We start from the raw sequence: 18,495 nt of genomic DNA on the forward strand, positions 1-18,495 counted from the left end.
CGTGCGAAATACCTTATAAAGAATGAGAAAACGCCTAGAAGCCCGCGGCGAGTCCGTCGCGCCGCGAATCGCTCGCGGCCACGTAGCCGCGCTCCGGGTCGTCGCGATCGAGCCTCCAGATGAACTGGCCCGAACCGAAGTCCATATACGGGTCGTTCATGCTCTTGATCTGATGGCCGCGTTCGCGCAGCCCCTGCACGGTCGCGGGATCGAGCGTCGCTTCGAGGTCGAGCGTGAAGTCGCGGTTGATCTTCCAGCGCGGCGCATCGCATGCGGCCTGCGGCTGCTGGCCGTAGTCGAGCATGCGCACCACCGTTTGCAGATGGCCTTGCGGCTGCATGTCGCCGCCCATCACGCCGAAGCTCATCACCGCTTCCTGCCGGCCATCGACCTGCTGCGTGAGGAACGCCGGAATGATGGTATGAAACGGCCGTTTGCCGCCCGCCACCACGTTCGGCGATTTCGGGTCCATCGAAAAGCCCCAGCCGCGGTTATGCAGCGCGATACCGGTGCCGGGCACCACCACACCGGAGCCGAAGCCCATGTAGTTCGACTGGATGAAGCTGACCATCATGCCGCGCTCGTCCACGGCCGACATATAGATCGTGCCGCCCGAGGCGGGCATGCCGAAGCCGAAATGCGTCGTGCGCTTCGGGTCGATCAGCTTCGCGCGCGATTCGAGGTAAGCGTCGTCGAGCATCTGTTCGGGCGTGACTTCCATCGAACGCGGGTCGGCCACATAGCGATAGATGTCCGCGAACGCGAGCTTCATCGCTTCGATCTGCAGATGCTGCGACTCGACGCTGTCCACCTTCAGCGATTTCACGTCGAACTGCTTGAGAATGCCGAGCGCGATCAGCGCGGCAATGCCCTGCCCGTTCGGCGGAATCTCGTGCACGGTATGGCCGCGATACTCCTTGCCGATCGGCTCGACCCAGTCCGCGCGACAGTTGCGCAGATCGTCCAGCGTCATCGCACCGCCGCACTCGCGCGAAAACGCGGCGATGCGCTCGGCAATCTCGCCTTCGTAATAGGCGCGCGGCCCCTGCTCCGCGAGCAGGCGCAAGGTCGCCGCGTGGCCCGGAAAGCACACGCGCTCGCTGACCTCGGGAGCGCGTCCATGCGGCATGAACGTGCCGGCAAAACCGGGCTGATTCTGCAATTCGGGAATCGCGGCATTCCACTTGCGCGCCACCACCCCGGCCACCGCGTGGCCGCGTTCGGCGATTTCGATGGCCGGCTCCATCAGATCGGCGAACGGCAGCGAACCGAACTTCGCATGCAAGGCTTCCCAACCGGCGATCACGCCCGGCACTGTCGCCACGTCCCAGCCGCGTCGGGGCCGTTTCGCGATGCCGTTTTCCTCGCCGTAGCGGCTGCGGAAATAGTCGAGGTTCCACGCGGCGGGCGCCGCGCCCGACGCGTTCAGGCCATGCAGCTTCTGGCCGTCCCACACGAGCGCGAACGCGTCGCCGCCCAGGCCGCACGAGACCGGCTCGACCACGGTGATGGCCGCCGCCGCGGCGATGGCCGCGTCGACGGCGTTGCCGCCCTTCCACAGCATGCGCAGGCCGGCCTGCGCGGCGAGCGGATGCGAGGTCGAAACGATGTTGCGGGCGAACACGGGCGAGCGCGGTGTCGGATACGGGTTTTGCCAGTTGAAGCGCGTCATGGAGAAGAAAACCGGTTGGCGATAAAGCAATGACGAACGGCCAGAAGGGTCAGAAAGGCCGGATGGTGCAACGCTGCCGTCGGGCTCAGGCGGCTCTCGCCGCTGCTTGAGCAGGTGCCGAAGCAAGCGCCGGCGCGTCGAGCGGCGCCGCCACGAACTGGTAGAGATCCTTAGGATTCTCGGGCGCCGGAATCAGATCGATATCGCGGCCGATACCGTACTGGTTCGCGGCATCGCGCAGATAGCGCAGCGCCGAGAAATCTTCGAGCGCGAAGCCCACCGAATCGAACACCGTCACTTCCGAGGCGCTCGTGCGCCCCGCCACCTCGCCCGACAGCACGCGCCACAGCTCGATCACCGGGAATTCCGGCGGCAGTTGCTGGATATCCCCTTCGATGCGCGTTTGCGGTTCGAACTCGACCACCACGCGCGCGCCGATCAGCACGTCCGCATGCAGTTCGGTCTTGCCCGGGCAGTCGCCGCCGACGGCGTTAACGTGCATGCCCGGCTCGATCATGTCGGGTGTGAGAATGGTCGCGTTGGTCTTGTCGGCCGTCACGGTGGAGACGATGTCGGCGCCGCGCACGGCCTCGGCCGCGCTCGCCGCGCGCACGAGCTTCAGCCCCGGCACGTCGGCGAGATTGCGCATCAGCTTGTCGGTGGCCGCCGGGTCCACGTCGAAGAGGCGCACTTCCTCGATGCCGAGCATCGCGCGAAACGCGAGGATCTGGAATTCGCTTTGCGCGCCGTTGCCGATCAACGCCATCGTGCGCGAGTCGGGTCTTGCCAGCGCCTTCGCGACGAGCGCGGAGGTTGCCGCCGTGCGCAGCGCCGTCATGATGGTGAATTCGCTGAAGAGCACGGGAAAACCCGTCTCCACTTCCGCCAGCACGCCGAACGCCATGACGGTCAGCATGTTGATGCGGGTGTTCTTCGGATGGCCGTTCACGTACTTGAAGCCGTAGAGCGTCGAGTCCGACGCCGGCATCAGCTCGATCACGCCGCCCGGCACATGGTTCGCCACCCGGGCGGACTTCTCGAATTCGTTCCAGCGCAGGTAGTCCGCGCGAATGTACTCGGCCATCTCCGTGATGAGCCGTTGCGTGCCGACCGATGCGGCCAGATGGCGCATGTCGCTTACGTCGATATATCTAGTCATGTTCTCACTCGTCAGTCTGGTGCGATGGTTCAGGATCAGGCGCCCAGCAGATAGCCGCTGCGCAGGGTCTTTTCTCCGGTCACGCGGCCCAGCGGATCGCCCGCCCGCACGTAGCGCACGTCGCGCCGCATGTAGAACACGCCGCTCGTGCTGCTATGCACGGCCGTGCGCGTGCCCTCGACCGGATCGACGACCACGAACATCTCGTCGCCGGCCTGCACGTGCGCGCCCTCTTCCACGCGATGCAGCAGCACGCCCGTGGCCGGCGCGTAGAACTGCTCGCTGCCGGCGAGCGGCGTGGCGGGATGCGGCAAGGGCGGCAGCGGTTCGACCGCTGCGTCGATCATGCCCGCATAGGTCAGGTACGAAATAATTGCTTCGGCATCCTGCCGAGCCAGTTCGTCGCTGACGTCGCGTTGGCCGCGATGCTCGACCGTCACCGAAACGCATCCGTTGGGAATCGGATAGCGCCCGCGAAAGCGCTCCTGCAATTGCCACCATGTGAGGCTGTGCGCCTCGTCGAACGACTGGCCGCCGGAATCGAACGCCAGCAGCGAGGCCCGCGCGCCGAGATAGCGCGCGAGCGGCTCGGCCTCGTTCCAGATGGCCTCGCCCGTGTAGATGTGCATGGCCGCCTCGCGCGAGCAATGCAGGTCGAGCACGATGTCGGCGTCGATCGAGAGCTGCATGAGCGTGCGCTGCAGGTCGTCCACGGGGTGGCGCGGCGCGGCCTTGTCGAGCAGCTCGCGCCAGGCTTCGCGCACCACTGCGCGGTTGTGGAGCGCGTCGCCGTTCAGCCGGCCTTCGATGGCGTCGCCGTTCAGCCGGCCTTCGATGGCGTCGCCGATCTGCGCCGCGAGCATCGGAAAACCGCGATTGAAGTTGCGGCCGCTCGCCAGGTCGAAACGGCCAAGCGGGTAGCCGAGCACGGCCTGGCCGAGCCCGATCGGGTTGGCCACGCTCAGCACCACGCACTCGGCGCGCAGGCTGCCCGCTTCCTCGAGTGCCCGCAGGCGCGTCTTCAGCCACGCGGCGACCAGCATGCCGGGCACTTCGTCCGCATGCAGGCCGGCCTGCACGTAAACCTTCCTGCCGGTGCCCGACGGGCCGAAGCGATCAACATACAAATGATGCGCCGTACCGTCGGCGCCCGGCAGCAGCCGGTGAGTGTCGCGAATTGACATGGACCAGGAGTTCCTCGGTTGCGATGCGCGGCTGAAAAGGCAGCGCATCATGGATGACACCATCTTAAGTACGCGCGGCAAGCTCAGGAAGCCAGCTCCGGGCTATCGCGATCCACGATTCAGATCACTAGTATCCAGTTCGCATCTGGTTCGCATTGGGTTCGCGCCCGGTTCGCAAGCAGTTGGCATTTCGCTTGCATTCCGCGCGGGGCGCGCGCCCGCTGCGCTACGTCTTCGCGCCGCTCGTCACGCCGCGCCGCAGGCGCGCGTAGGACGCGAGCATGCTCGCCAGCAGTTGTGCCGAGGTGGTGAGCGGCGACGCGCTGCGACGGGTCAGACAAATGTCGCCAGGGCTGAAGGTTTCGCGAACCGGAATCCGGATCAGCGAGCCGGAGAACAGCTTGAAATCGACCAGCACGCCGGGGTCCATCGTCAGATAGTCGGTTTCGCTCACGAAATAGAGCGATTCGAGCAGCGTCTCGGCCGTGATGACGATCTTCGGCACGCCGAGCCCGCGCTCCGAAAATATGCCGACGAGCCGGTTGGCGGCAAATCCGGTAATGCCTTCGCGTTTGAAGCCGATCCACTCGCAGTCGGCCAGCTCGTCGATCGAGGTGGCATTCGCCTTGGGATGCCCCGCGCGCGCGATCACGGCGGGCGACGAGCGATAGAGCCGGTCGATCTCGAGGTCGGCATCGTCGATATCGGGCGAGAGCGGACAGAGCGCGAAGTCCAGACGGCCGTCGCGGATACGCTCCAGCAGCATCAGCGACGGGCCGCTCGAGATATGCACGAGCACGTTCGGGTAGTCGGCCATGAAGCGCTTGAGCACCGGCATCAACAGATCGGCGAGCGGTTCCGAGGTGACGCCGAGCGCGATTCGCCCCGACGGCATGCCCTCGACCTCGCGGATGTCCTGCCCGATCCGTTCGCAGTTCTTGAGGATCGCGGTTGCGCGCATGAGCAGCATTTCGCCGAACGACGTGAGGCTGATGCCGAGATGCGAGCGCGTCAGCAGCGACACCGAGAGCTCGGCTTCGAGGCTCTGGATCGCATGCGTCAACGCGCTCTGCGCGATGCCGAGCGAACGGGCCGCGGCCCGGAAACTGCCCTGCTCGACCACGGTGCAAAATGCCTTCAGCTGGCCTAAGGTCATCTGAACTTCTCCATTGAGCGGATCGGCGGGCGCGCTGCCGGGTGCGGGTGCAGCGCGGTGTTGCGGTGGCCGCTCACCGGCGTGGACACAGACACCGGCACCGACGCAAACCGGGCGCACCGCCCGCGGGTCCGGCATCGGCCACGCACGGCGTCCTGGCCCGCCTTCAACGCAACGCGACCGTGTGCGCTGCCGCTCCGTCCACGCGGGTCATTCGCGGCAGCGCGCCCTGCGCGCGATCCGGGTCGAAATAGGCGTCGTCGGGCTGGCGCGGCGGCGGTACCTCGCGCACCTGCACGCGAAATCCGCTCTCGCGGTCGCCCCGCAGTTCCGGCACGGCTCGCAGCAGGCGTCGCGTGTACGGATGACACGGGTCGTCGAACACGGCGTCGCGGGTGCCCGCCTCGACGATATGGCCGCGCAGCATCACCAGCACATGCGAGGCGATCTGCTCGACCACGCCGAGATCGTGCGAGATCAGCAGGCACGCGAAACCGTAGCGCGCCTGCAACGACGTGAGCATGTCGAGCACCTGCTTCTGCACGGTCACGTCGAGCGCCGACACGGGCTCGTCCGCGATGATGACGGCGGGACGGCTCACCAGGGCGCGCGCAATGGCGACGCGTTGCCGCTGGCCGCCGGATAGCTCGTGCACGAAGCGCTGCGCATGCTCGGCAAGCCCCACGTCGGCCAGTGCCGAGCGCACCCGTTCGTCGCGCTGCGCCGCGTCGAGCGTCCGGTCCGCGCGCAGCCCTTCGGCAACGAGTTCGCCCACGCGCATGCGCGGATCGAGCGACGAGTACGGGTCCTGAAACACGATCTGGATGGCGCGCCGCGCCGCCTGCAACGACTTCGGCCCGCCGTCGAGATAGGTCGCGCCATTCAGCAGCACGTTGCCCTCGGCCGGGTTCACGAGGCCGAGCACCGCCTTCGCGAGAGTCGTCTTGCCGCTGCCTGATTCGCCGACGATCGCGAGCGTTTCGCCGGCACGCAACTGCAACGACGTGGGAAAGACGGTGCGTACGCGCGCGGGCGCGCCACCGTGCGGCCGCAGCTTCGCGCGCAGCCAGTTCGCGAGAGTCGCGCGCGGCGCGGCGTAGTCGATCGCGACGTCGCGCATTTCGAGCACGGGTGGCACGCTTTCGCCTGGCGCTTCACCTGGCGCCTCACTTGGCTCATCACCTGGCGCTTCACGCGACGTGTCGGCAAGCGATGCAGTACGGCGCGGCAACGCATCGAGCAGCGCCAGCGTATAAGGATGCGAAGGTCGCGACAGCACGCGCGCGGCCGGCCCCGTTTCGACCGCGACGCCTGCGCGCATGACCAGCACGCTCTCGGTATAAGCGGCGACAAGCGCGAGATTGTGGCTGATGAAGATCAGCGCCGTTCCTTCCTCGCGCGTGAGTTCCGTCATCACGTCGAGCACTTCCTTCTGAACCACGCAATCGAGCGCGGTGGTCGGCTCGTCCGCCACTAGCAGCTTCGGGCGCAGCAGCATCGCCGAGGCGAGCATGATCCGCTGCCGCATGCCGCCCGAAAATTCGTGCGGATAGCGCTTCATGCAGTCTTGCGGATTGCGCACGCGCACCCGTTCGAGCATGACTTCCGCGCGGCGCACCGCTTCGTCGCGCACGAGTCCGCGCCTGCGCACCAGCGCCTCGGTCAGTTGCACGCCGATCCTGAATGCCGGATTGAGCGACACCATCGGCTCCTGAAACACCATGCCGATACCGACGCCGCGCGCCTCGCACCATTGCGCGCGCGTCTGCTCGCGCAACGAATGGCCGTCGAAGCGGACGTCGCCGCCCGCGATCCGCGCGGAGTCGGGCAGCAGCCCCAGCAGCGTCTTGCCGATCATCGTCTTGCCGCTGCCCGATTCGCCGACGATCGCGAGCGAACGGCCCACGTCGAGATCGAAGCTGACGGCATCCACGACTTTCTTCGGCGCGCCGCCCGGCACGTTGAAGGCGAGCGTCAGGTCGCGTACGCTCAGCAGCGGCGCGCCGGACCCGGGCAACGCGGACACGTCGGGCCGCGCCGTGTTCGAAACAGGCGCGCTCATCGCGTCACTCCTTTCATGCGTGGGTCGAGCAGATCGCGCAGCGCATCGCCGAGCATGTTGATGCCGAGCAGCGCGAGCGAAATCGCCACGCCCGGAAAGATGGCGAGCCAGATCGCGCGGTCGATCGCATCGCGGCTGTCGGCCAGCATGCCGCCCCAGGTCGGCGCGGGCGGCGGCACGCCGAGGCCGAGAAAGCTCAGCGCGCTTTCCGCGAGCAGCGCCGAGCCGAACAGCGAGGTCGCGAAGACCAGTAACGGCGCGACCGTATTCGGCAGGACATGCCGCCACAAGGTCCACGCGCCGCCATTGCCCATCGCCTGAGAAGCGACGACGAAGTCGCGGCTGCGCAGCGAAAGCGTGCCGCTATGGGCGAGCCGCGTGACCGAGGGCGTGTAGGCCAGTCCGAGCGCCAGCACGACCGCGCCTTCCGAGGCGCCGAGCACGGTCATGATGCCGAGCGCGAGCAACAGGCCGGGAAACGCCATCAGCGCATCGGTCAGCATCAGCACCAGCCGGTCGAACCAGCCGCCGACATAGCCTGACACGGTGCCGAGCGTCGTGCCGACGACGAGCGCGAACAGCACCGAGCCGATGCTGACCGTCACGCTGACGGCGGCGCCCGCCATCACGCGCGCGAGAACGTCGCGGCCGAATTCGTCGGTGCCGAACCAGTGGTGCAGGCTCGGGGCCGCATAGCGCGTAACGAGATCGACCGCGGTCGGATCGTAGGGCGTATAGACGAGACCGAGCAGCGCGGTCAGCACGAGCCAGCCCACCAGTACCGTGCCGATCGCGAGATTGAGCCGTTTGAACAGGGAGAGTTTCATTTACATTTTCAGGCGCGGATCGAAAACCGGATGCAGCAGGTCGACGATCAGATTGACGAGCACGTAGAGCAGCGCGATCACGAGCAGACAGCCTTGCACCACCGGATAGTCGCGCGCGTAGATGCTTTCGACGAGCAGACGGCCCATGCCCGGCAGCGTGAAGACCGTTTCGATCACGGCCCCGCCCGCCAGCAGATGGCCGAGCACAAGCCCGATCACGGTGAGCGCCGGACCGAACGCATTCGGCAGCGCGTGGCGCATCAGCACGCGCGGCTCGGAAAGGCCCTTGGCGCGCGCGTGCGCGATGTATTCGAGCCGCAACACTTCGAGGCTGCTCGCGCGCATGATGCGGATGATTACCGCGATCTCGCCGAGCGCGACCGCCACCACGGGCAGCACGAGATAGCGCACGGTGCCCCAGCCCGCATCGCCGAAGCTCTGGTAGCCGAAGGTCGGCAGCCAGTGCAGCTTCACGCCGAACACCCACATCAGCAGAATGCCGACCCAGAAGCTCGGCAGCGACACGAACAGGATCGCGGTGAAGACGATCGCGGGGTCCGCGCGCCGGTTCTGCGACCATGCCGCGATGAGACCCGCCGGAATCGCGATCAGGCTGGCCATGAACGTCGCGGCCAGCACGATCTCGGCGGTCACCGGAAAGGTGGTGGCGATCAGTTCGGAAACCGGCTGATGCCGCACGATCGACATGCCGAGGTCGCCATGCATCAGATGCGAGAGCCACAGCAGAAACTGATCGGCGACGGAGCGGTCGAGCCCGAACTGGTGACGCATCTGCGCGAGCAACGCCGGGTCGTTGATGTCGCCGAGCATCAGCGTGGCGGGGTCGCCGGGAATGGCGCGCATCATGCCGAACACGAGCACGGTGACGATCGCCACGGTCGGCACCGCCATTGCAATGCGCTTGAGTAGATAGGACACCATGCTGATCCTTAGTGCTTGATGATGTTGAATACGCGGATGCGCCGCATCGGCCACGAAGCCACGCCTTCGAGGCGGCTGCTCACGAGCAGCAGGTCCGGCGTGTAATACAGCATGATCATCGGCACATCGGCGATCATCATGGCGTGCAGCTGCTCGAAAACCTTCCTGCGCACGGTTTCGTCCGTCTCGCCTTGCAGGCTGCGCAACAGCGCGCGCGCCGCGGGGTTCTCCCATTGCGCCATCGGAATCTTGGTCTTGTCGCCAAGCACGTCGCTATACATCAAGGCCGGATCGAGACGCGCGGAGTAGTCGAACGCCATCATCTGAAAATGACCCGAATGAAAGTCCGCTTCCTGCTTGCCCCATTCGACGATGTCGAGTTTCGTCGGAATGCCGGCCTGGGTCAGCAGCGATTGCACATACACCGCCAGCGTGTACATGGACTCGAAACTGCGGTTCGTCTCCAGCGTCAGCGGTTGTCCCTTGTAGCCCGCGGCCGCAAGCAGCTGCTTCACCTGCGCGAGATTCTTCGTGTAGCCCACCGAGTCGGCCCGCGTGAACAGCGTGTTCGCGTCGGGCACGAGCGACGGGTTGTAGTGTGCGTGCCCGTCGGTCACCGCGTTGACGATGCCCGGCAGATCGAGTGCGAGGGCAATCGCGCGCCGGATGCGTACGTCGGAGAGCAACGGGTCGCGCGTCTGCATCAGCAGCGCCGCCGGATCGGTGCCGGGCCCGGTGACGAGACGCCAGCGCGGGTCCGGAGGCAGCACGCCGTTCTCGCCGACCGATGTCAGATCGATCTGGCCCGCGACCAGCGCCGACTTCTGCGCGGCCGCATCGGGAATCACGACGAAACGCACGTCGCCGTGCGCGAGCTTCGCGCCGGCGTAACCGCTGGACGGTTCCGGGCGCGGACGATAGCCGGCAAACGGCTTGAGCAGCACATACTGTCCGCGCTTCCACTCCGAAAACACGAACGGCCCGGTGGCTACCGGCTTGAGCCAGTGACCGTCGGCATCGACGCTCGACGGACTCAGCACGGCGAGCGGACAGCGCGGATCGACCATGCGCGTCAGAAACAGCGCGTAGGGCCGATCGAGTTCGAACACCACCGTATGGGGGTCCGGCGTGCGGACCTCGACGACGCGCACGCCGCGGCTGCCGTCGTAGGCATTACGGCACTCGAAGCCGGAGCTGCGCTTCATCAGGAATTCGAAACTCCACTTGACCTCTTTCGAGGTCATCGGCGTGCCGTCATGAAACAGCACACCGTGGCGCAGATGGAACGTATAGGTCCGGCCATCGGGCGAAATGTCCCAGCTATCCGCGAGCATCGGCCCCACGCTCTGGTCGGCCCGCAAGGCGACCAGCGATTCGACGACGTTGCCGAGGATATTGTCGGTCGTGGTGTTGCGGGCGACGTTGCCGGGCATCGAGGTCGGCGTGTCCGCGACCTGGGCCACGCGAATCTCGCTTTGCGCCGCCGTGTTCATCTCGGCCATGGCGAGGGCCGGCAGCAGTCCGATATGCGCGCACGCGAGCACGCCGAGCATCGCCACGGCGCGCCTTGCCGCCGTCAGACCCGCGAGCCTGCCTGCCCGGAAGCGGCGCGATGTCATAACGGTATCCCGAGCGATGTCCTGAGCAGGTGCCCTGCGCAAGCAAAAGAAAGCGGCCATGGCGCTGGCGTGCTGACATTCGAATCTGACATCCGGTCTCCTGATCGATATCCCTGTCGCGCCGGGCAAACCTGAGTGCCACGGTGTGCGGTGCGCGAGCGCGTTTATCGCGCCGCTGACGACGATGCTAAGCACACGGATAGGCGCAAGGAAGTCTGGTCAAAATATCGCGATCCATATTTCCGATCACCGGATGAAGCACACGCGTACCGCGAAGCCCAAAGCGGCAACGGCAAACGGAGGTCGGGAAAACTGCCGGGAAAGCCGGCGCGCTATGGCCGCGTTATGGTGGCGCCGGCAGCCTGCGTCGAGGCGACGACGGCTACGGGACCGGGTGCGAAAGAACGAGCACGAGCACGCTCGCGGCGCGGAATCGACGCTGCGCCGGTCGAGCCTTCGAGTGAGCGGACTGGCGTGTCAGAGAATCTGCCGATGCGCCATGCGCGAGTACGAAATCATCATGGTGATGAGTTCCTGCATGACCGGCGTGGATGGCGCATTGCGCCTGCGAACGAGGCAGACTTCGCGCGGATCGAAACCTTCCTTGATCGGTATGGAAATCAGCGAGGATTTATACAGTTTGAAATCGACCAGCGCGCGCGGCTCAAGCGTCAGATAGTCCGTTTCCGAAACCATGTGCAGTGTTTCGAGCAGCGACTCCGCGGTAATGACGACCTTCGGAACCCCCAGGCCCTGCGACCTGAACAGGCTGACGAGCCGGCTCTCGGCTCCGCCGATGATATTGCGCGTCAGCAAGCCAATCCATTCGCAGTTAGCCAGTTCCCGGATCGACGTTGCGGATGCCTTCGGATGCCCTTTGCGCGCGATGATACCGGCCGTCGATTCGTAAAGACGCTCGATGTTCATGTCAGCATCGGTGACCTGCGGCGAGATGGGGAAGATCGCGAAATCGAGCCGGCCGTCGCGAATCCGTTCGAGCAATTGCAATGACGATCCGCTCGAAACATGCACGCGTACACGCGGGTAGCTCGCCATGAATCGCTTGAGCACCGGCAGCAGCACTTCCCCGAGCGGCTCCGATGTCATGCCGAGCGAGATCGTGCCGGTCGGTTCCCCGCTCAACTGCTGCATATCTTCGGAAACGCGATCGCAGTCGCTGATGATCGCCCGGGCGCGCGCCAGCAAACGCTCTCCATGCGGAGTCAGGCTAACGCCCTGATGCGAGCGGCTGAGCAGCGTAACGCCGAGTTCGGTTTCAAGACTCTGGATGGACTGAGTCAGCGTGCTCTGCGAGATGTCGAGAGAGCGTGAGGCCGCGCGAAATCCACCTTGATCGAATACCGTGCAAAAGACCCGAAGCTGATTCAACGTCATACGGAAGCCTGTTCAACCGAAGAGCGCCACTGAAGGGAGAACGTGCGATCGTAGCACATCGATCCGCGCCATCCGAGGTCCCGATCCGCTCGACGGCCGCGGCACTCCGCGTTCGCACCCACCCTCCCCGCGCGCCGCGATAGCGGCTCGCCAGGCGGACGATCAGGCCTATCGCGATCTCCAAAAGCAATCGTTATCGCCAATATGGCGTGGCAGACTCCATCCCAATACAAAGCCGGATGAGCGAACCGACAGAACCATCGCTCAGAACAGGCTGTCATCTTGGAGGCTGACAACGTCATGGTTCATCTCGTCGGACGAATTGCGAAAGCGATCTTCATGGATCGCCCCAAACAGGTACGCAGGTTCGCAATGGACTGCTCCGTGAATCGTGCGGGATTATCAAACCGGACCGCGTTTTTGACGAGAGGCAATCCGACCGGCTGCCTTTCGCCTGTCTCGCCGCAACGTTCCTAAGCAGGAAACGCCGCGTGGCGTAGCGTCCTGCGCCGGACACACCCGCGCTCATTCCGATTCCCCGACCGGGAATCCAGCGTGCCCGGCCCCCCTTAACCTGCGTTCATGCGGACCTGGCATGCTCGCGCCTCGCAACGGCCGCCTCACAACGGTCATTACTTAGCCATACGAATCAATCAAGGCATTCCTGAATCACCACGACGATAGTCCATATTAAACTTGAGAAAAATCGCAATGAAAAAGACCCTACTTTCCGCATTGATCGGTGCGACCTTAAGCGGCAGTGCCTTTGCACAGAGTTCGGTAACGCTCTATGGCTTGATCGATAGCGGGTTCGTCATCAACAGCAATGCGGGCGGCAAGCGGCAGTTCGAGATGACGTCCGGCAATCTTCAGGGCTCGCGCTGGGGGATGACCGGCACGGAAGACCTGGGCGGCGGTCTGCAGGTACTCTTCAAGCTCGAGAGCGGTTATACCGTCAACAACGGTGCATTGGGCCAGGGCGGCGACCTGTTCGGCCGTGCCGCCTGGGTTGGCTTGCACAACGATCAATACGGCGCACTGCTGCTCGGCCGCCAGTACGACCCCGTCACCGTCAGCCTCGCCCAGTTCACGTCGGCCGGCGCCGCGGGCAACGGCGAAGTCACGGAATGGGCCGGCCCCTTCGGCGCTCACCCGGCCGACCTCGATAACCTCGGCGGCACCAATCGCACGAACAACTCGATCAAATACAATTCGCCGGACTTTCATGGCCTGACGTTCAGCGCGTTCTACAGCCTCGGCGGCGTGGCCGGCAATTTCACGCAGAATCAGATCTATAGCTTCGCATCCGTCTACCGGCACGGCGGCTTCGCGGCCGGCGTCGGCTATATGAATCAGCGCGATCCGAACTATTCGTACTGGGGCGACAAGCCGAGCAGCGCGACGGCAACGTCCGCCAGTTCCCTCAATATGTCCAGTCCGGTGATCAGCGGTCTCGCTTCGGCGGGGCTCATGCAGGGGATCGTGGCCGGTGCGCTGTATAACTTCGGCAGCGTGACGCTCAAAGGCGCCTATAGCAATGTTCGATATCAGGATCTCGGCCATGAGCCGGGCAATGGCCTGAATCCGCAGCACTTGAGCGGGGAAAGCATCTTCAATATCGGCGAAATTTCCGCGTCGTACCACCTTACGCCGGCATTCCAGCTCGGCGCCTCATACGCGCTGACGAACCGTTCGTCGGTGGGCGCGCTGGAGAACGCGACCTATAACCAGGTCAATCTGGCCGCCGACTATGCGCTGTCCAAGCGCACCGATCTTTATCTCGTCGCCATCTATCAGCACGCGAGCGGCCAGGACACGACCGGCAAGAGCGCGGTGGCGGCGATCGACGGGCTGACGGCGTCGTCGAATGATCGCCAGTTCGCCACCACGTTCGGTATTCGCCACCGCTTCTAAGCACTGCAACGTCGAGGCATGCCGGGCACCTGACGGCATGCGCCCGGTGCCCGGCATGGCCGGATGCCGGGGCTCAACACATCACGCGGCGATCACGTCACGGGTGCGTCGCGGACCACCCGCCGCGCCCGTTCAATCGCAGGGCAAGCGGAAAATCACGCAATAGTTCGCAAGCGCATAGCGATTGCCGTGCATGTCGCTCAGATCGCTTGCCGACTGATCCGAATCGCACAGCGTACCGCGCACACCCGAGGCCGGCCCCGCGTTCCAGGCGAGAAACCGCCCCGTTTCATCGCAGTTCATCTGATTGGCCGGCGTCAGGCCATAGCCGACCGTTACGGCACCACTCAGCGCACGAGCGGCAACCAGTTCGACCTGTGTCCCATCGACGATCCGCGTGTGCGAGATCGGGACGCGGCCCGTCTGGTCATACAGTTCGAAGCCGTTCATCCCGTCGTCGAGTTGCCGGACCAGCGACGTATCGAAGCGCAGCGGCGGCACCGGCACGTGAAAGTCGACGCCAACGCGAACGCTGTCCCGTTGCCATGCACGCGTCGGCTCGAGCGGCCGCCATTTCTCGCCCGTCGTCAGCCAATGGGCGATGCTTTTTGCCAGATAGTGCCCGTACCAGCGATAGCCGTGATTGGTCAGATGCAGCCCGTCCGCATACGGGAACGGGTACATGGGCGCCACGAGATGCAGGTTCGGGTTGTCGCGTGCTTCCTGCCAATGCGCGAGCGGAATTTCAACCGAGGGATGCAGAGCGGTTCCCGCATAGCGCCCATGGCTGGCGGTCTGATAGAGAAACATCGGAATCGGACAGGTCACGCCGGTCACCGCTTGCAGGTCCGCTTCGAGCGTGCGTTGCAGCAAGGCGACCTGAGCGCGATACCCCACGAGGCCCGTACCGAGCAACGCGTCGGCTTCACCCTGCATCAGCGCGAGCGCCGATACGCGGTAGGTCAGTCCGCGGCGCTGCGCTTCCGCGCGCGCCCACCGTACCTGCTCGACGATGTCGCGATAGGGCGGCGTGTCGCGTTGCAGGTTGGCGATTTCTTCGCCGCCCACGCCGACCGCACTGACGATAGTCCGATGCGCCGGCCGGCTCACCGGCCGCAGACGGCCAAGCCAATGGGCAAATCCGGACAGACAGGTTTCGACTTCCGCTTCGAGCGCATCGACCAATGCTTGAGGCTGCTTGCCGAGCGCCCGGATACCGGTGTCGTACATGAGCGTGCGCTGGAGCGGCGTGGCGAGCGCAGGCGCACCCTGCGCGCCGATTGCAAGCGATTGCCCCGTGGCAATGAAATGTTCCAGATCGTATTCCGGTACGGGCGGGTGTGAAGTCGTCATGGGGCGGTGGCACACGTTGTCGCGATTCGATGACATGGCAATGTCGGCCGACCATCCTATGTGCGCGGAATGCGGCGCACAAGCCAGATCAGGGTTATCGCGATCAACGATTCCGATCACCCCATGGCAACCCTCACGCGCGCAGCGGAACCGGCGCCGCCTTGCGACGGGTCACGAGCAGCAATACCGCGCACGCCGACAGGAGTTCGAACGCGGCGGCCACGAGAAAGATCGGCGTGAAGTCCCATTGCGCCCGGACCATCGCGCCGCCAATCGCCGGACCGATCATGCCCGCCACCTTGGAAGCGCCATGCGCCCACGCCACGCTGGTCGCGCGCATCTCCGCGGGAGAGATCGTCGCGCAAAAGGCATTCAGCGCGCCCCAACTGCTGTTGTACAGAAAGCCGAGCGCCGCGAACGCGAACGGTGCCCATTGCGAATACACGTCCATGGTCGCAATGACCGCGACGATCAGCGCGGACGCCGTCAGATAGCTCGGCAACACGCGCGCCGCGCCGAAGCGGTCCATCACGAAGCCGCTGCTCGCCGTGCCGATCACGCCCGCAATCGCGCTGACGGCAAGCAGTCCTGCGATGTGCGCCATGGGCATGTGACGCGTGAGGTGCAGCAGCGTCGTGGTCCACGAGTTGTTGATGTAGCTGAAGATGCCGGTCGCGAGGTAAGCCCCCCAGAGCAGCAGCGTAACGGCCGCACGGCCGTTCGTGAACAACACCTTCGGCGAAAGCTTGTACACGCGCTGATGCTTGTCGTGCACGGCATAGCGTTGCCCGGGCGCCGCCACGAACGCCGGATCGAGGCGGCGCAGCGTGTTGCCGATCGCCGGGTTCGCGGGGTCGCGCATCGCCAGGAATTGCAGCGACTCGGGCAGCCATAGCCACAGGCAGCCCGCCAGCACGAGCGGCAGCAGGCCGCCCACCCAGAACGCCGCCTGCCAGCCGAACGGCAGTATCCACGCCTGCACGCTCGCGCCGATGAGGTTGCCGCCCGCATAGCCGCAAAACACCACCGAAACCGCCGCCGAGCGATACTTCGCGGGCGCGAACTCGTTGGCGAGCGTAATGGCGGCGGGAATCACGGCACTGAAGAACAGCGCCGCCGCGAAGCGCATGACGTCGAGTTCCAGCACGCTGCGAACCTGCGAGGTGGCGATCGTCAGCACGGCAAACACGGGCATGGCGACGAGCAGCACGCGCCGTCTGCCGAAGCGGTCCAGCATCGGGCCGGAAACCAGCGTGCCGATCAATAGCGCCAGTTGCTGAAGGACGAAGACCTGAGTCAGCGCGGCCGGATGCACGTTCAGCCCGTGCGAAAGCGCGGGCAGAATCAGCCCCACCATGAAGATGTCATAGCCGTCGACGACCATCGTCGCCGCCAGCAGCGCAACGATCAGGATATGCAGCCACCGCAGCGGCTGATTGCCCAGTAACGTCCCGACGTTGAGCGTCGTCGTTTCGTTCATGCTGTTGTCTCCATTGTCTTTATGTCGTGATGACGGTGACCGCGATCCGGCCCGCGCAAGCAGGCCGCGGCGGACGCGAACACGTTAGCGAATCGGTTCCGGCCGAAGCAAGCGGCCATTGGGCTATGCCTCTATAGCCCGAACACTATGAGCCCGGCAGATCATGCCAAAACCGCGCGCACAACGCATCGAGTTGCGCAGGCTCCGTCGCGGCGCGACGGGCCGTGTCGACGAGGTCCGCCGCCGGGTGCGCGCCGAGCATCCGCGTCGCTTTGCCGGCGAGTTCGTCCATGCCGAAACGCAGGGCCGGATCGCCGGCGCTGTCCGCAACGGTAAGCTCGTGCGTGCTCGCACCCGCCCGCACACTCACGCGTGCCGGCCATTTGGCGGGGTACAGGCCGTCGAGCGACGGGTCGGCCATCACTCGCACACGCGCCGCAAAGTCGGCGAGATCGGCCGTCCATCGCAAGCCGTCGCGCGCGACGTCGTCGAGCGACGCCGGCTGCAACGCCGTGAGCGCGAGTTGCCCGCGCACGCTGACGAGGCTCGCGAGCCGGCCGGCCTCGGGCGGCTCGCGATCGAGCATCGCCGCGTAGGCGGACGGCACACGCACCTCTACCGCTTCGATCGCTGCGGGATCGAGGCCATCGGCAAGCAGCGCCTGCAAACCGTGCACCGCCGCCAACGCCTGCTTGGCCGCGCAGTGAGGCTTGACGCTGATCGACTCGCGCGCGGGCGCATCGCTGTCTTTGCGCGCCAGCCACGCAGCATTCGCCGCTTCGCCGCCGATGCGCCCGAGCCACGCATCGTTAAGCAGAGCGACGTCGCCGTCGATGCCGTCGGCCGCCGCCAACGCCGCGACGCAACCGGCACGGACCGCCTGGCCGAACAGCAGCCAGCGGCCCGGACGGTGTCCCGTGGCACGGCCGATCGGCGGCGGCGTTTGCGCCGCCGCCAGCGCGAGCGCATGACGCATCCGCTCCGGCGTCAGGCCGAGCAGCCGGCCCGCCGTCGCCGCCGCGCCGAACGGCGCCACCATGTAGCTCGGCCATCCGCCGCGCGTGAGCAACGACACGCCGCCCAGCGCGAGCGCAAGGCGAATCGACAGTTCCTCGCCGACGAACAGTGCATCGGCAAAGCGCGACGGCACAGCCTCCCGCGCGAACGACATACGCAGCGTCAGCGCCGCGGGCAGCACGATCGCGCTCGGCGTGACGGCGCTGGACCGGTGAATGTCATCGACTTCGGTCAGCCGCATCGTCGCGGCAAGGCTCGCGCAGGCGGCGAGCGGCCCGCCGTCGGTATCGGCGACGAAGCGCCGCACGGCCTGGCCTTCCGCGCTCGCCGCGCCCGCGAGCAAAGCAATGGCCGAATCGGCGAGTTGCAGGCCGATCGCCTCGCGATGCGGCTCGCTCGACGCCGACGCCGCGAACCCGGCGAGTTCCTCGATGAACGTGGACACAGGCATGCCGCTCATGAGGCGAGCGAGATGCTCTCGCGGCCGTCGGCGGCGACCGCGAGCGGCACGCTGCCGCGCCACGGGCCGTCCGGCAACGCGAGTTCGACCGAGAGCACCGCGAGGCCGCCGGCGGACAACGCCGCGACCGGTGGCCGGTCATGCGCGGCTACGACCGACAGCGGATACACGCCCACGCTGGTCTCGAGCGTCCACGCGTTCAGCGCGCCGCCGCCCGGCACGTCGGCGAAGCGCGGCGCCGCCTGCGCGACGGAG

Annotated in this window: 14 protein-coding genes; 1 reads left to right on the forward strand and 13 read right to left on the reverse strand. The window is 65.8% G+C overall.

Annotation, left to right across the window (positions count from 1 at the left end; genetic code table 11):
• Positions 1 to 34: 34 nt before the first annotated feature.
• From G3N58_RS20395 to G3N58_RS20435, 9 genes are all read right to left on the reverse strand, one after another.
• Complete coding sequence (locus G3N58_RS20395; protein WP_206000045.1) at positions 35 to 1,672, reverse strand: gamma-glutamyltransferase family protein; 1,638 nt, start codon at positions 1,670 to 1,672, stop codon at positions 35 to 37.
• Between the two features lie 85 nt (positions 1,673 to 1,757).
• On the reverse strand, positions 1,758 to 2,831 hold the full coding sequence (locus G3N58_RS20400) for an ornithine cyclodeaminase (protein WP_206000046.1): 1,074 nt from the start codon (positions 2,829 to 2,831) through the stop codon (positions 1,758 to 1,760).
• A 35-nt stretch (positions 2,832 to 2,866) separates the two neighbouring features.
• Positions 2,867 to 4,015: a M14 family metallopeptidase gene (locus G3N58_RS20405; RefSeq protein ID WP_206000047.1), complete on the reverse strand. Its 1,149-nt coding sequence runs from the start codon at positions 4,013 to 4,015 to the stop codon at positions 2,867 to 2,869.
• A gap of 226 nt (positions 4,016 to 4,241) precedes the next feature.
• Positions 4,242 to 5,171, reverse strand: a complete 930-nt coding sequence (locus G3N58_RS20410) for a LysR substrate-binding domain-containing protein (RefSeq protein ID WP_205989076.1) — start codon at positions 5,169 to 5,171, stop codon at positions 4,242 to 4,244.
• Positions 5,172 to 5,337: 166 nt separating this feature from the next.
• Positions 5,338 to 7,233, reverse strand: a complete 1,896-nt coding sequence (locus G3N58_RS20415; RefSeq protein WP_206000048.1) for an ABC transporter ATP-binding protein — start codon at positions 7,231 to 7,233, stop codon at positions 5,338 to 5,340.
• On the reverse strand, positions 7,230 to 8,060 hold the full coding sequence (locus tag G3N58_RS20420) for an ABC transporter permease (RefSeq protein WP_206000049.1): 831 nt from the start codon (positions 8,058 to 8,060) through the stop codon (positions 7,230 to 7,232). Before G3N58_RS20420 ends, G3N58_RS20415 begins: the two co-directional genes overlap by 4 nt.
• On the reverse strand, positions 8,061 to 9,002 hold the full coding sequence (locus tag G3N58_RS20425) for an ABC transporter permease (protein ID WP_167284197.1): 942 nt from the start codon (positions 9,000 to 9,002) through the stop codon (positions 8,061 to 8,063).
• Positions 9,003 to 9,010: 8 nt separating this feature from the next.
• The gene (locus G3N58_RS20430; RefSeq protein ID WP_206000050.1) at positions 9,011 to 10,621 is read right to left on the reverse strand and encodes an ABC transporter substrate-binding protein; all 1,611 of its coding nucleotides are present in this window, start codon (positions 10,619 to 10,621) and stop codon (positions 9,011 to 9,013) included.
• A 477-nt stretch (positions 10,622 to 11,098) separates the two neighbouring features.
• On the reverse strand, positions 11,099 to 12,016 hold the full coding sequence (locus tag G3N58_RS20435; RefSeq protein WP_167048926.1) for a LysR substrate-binding domain-containing protein: 918 nt from the start codon (positions 12,014 to 12,016) through the stop codon (positions 11,099 to 11,101).
• Between the two features lie 711 nt (positions 12,017 to 12,727).
• Between G3N58_RS20435 and G3N58_RS20440 the strand changes: the two genes are divergently transcribed.
• On the forward strand, positions 12,728 to 13,930 hold the full coding sequence (locus G3N58_RS20440; RefSeq protein ID WP_167048928.1) for a porin: 1,203 nt from the start codon (positions 12,728 to 12,730) through the stop codon (positions 13,928 to 13,930).
• Positions 13,931 to 14,062: 132 nt separating this feature from the next.
• Here G3N58_RS20440 and G3N58_RS20445 read toward each other — a convergent pair whose 3' ends face one another.
• The 4 genes from G3N58_RS20445 to G3N58_RS20460 all read right to left on the reverse strand — a co-directional run.
• Positions 14,063 to 15,283 (reverse strand): sialate O-acetylesterase, encoded by a 1,221-nt coding sequence (locus tag G3N58_RS20445; RefSeq protein WP_206000051.1) that lies wholly within the window; start codon positions 15,281 to 15,283, stop codon positions 14,063 to 14,065.
• A gap of 133 nt (positions 15,284 to 15,416) precedes the next feature.
• Positions 15,417 to 16,763, reverse strand: a complete 1,347-nt coding sequence (locus tag G3N58_RS20450) for an MFS transporter (RefSeq protein ID WP_167048932.1) — start codon at positions 16,761 to 16,763, stop codon at positions 15,417 to 15,419.
• A gap of 145 nt (positions 16,764 to 16,908) precedes the next feature.
• Positions 16,909 to 18,240, reverse strand: coding sequence for an MmgE/PrpD family protein (locus G3N58_RS20455; RefSeq protein ID WP_206000052.1), 1,332 nt, complete (start codon positions 18,238 to 18,240; stop codon positions 16,909 to 16,911).
• A partial coding sequence (locus G3N58_RS20460; protein WP_206000053.1) for a hypothetical protein occupies positions 18,237 to 18,495 on the reverse strand: 259 nt, incomplete at its 5' end. The genes G3N58_RS20460 and G3N58_RS20455, both read right to left, overlap by 4 nt.

The sequence above is a fragment of the Paraburkholderia sp. Ac-20342 genome, from assembly GCF_017104985.1.
Taxonomy (GTDB): Bacteria; Pseudomonadota; Gammaproteobacteria; order Burkholderiales; family Burkholderiaceae; genus Paraburkholderia.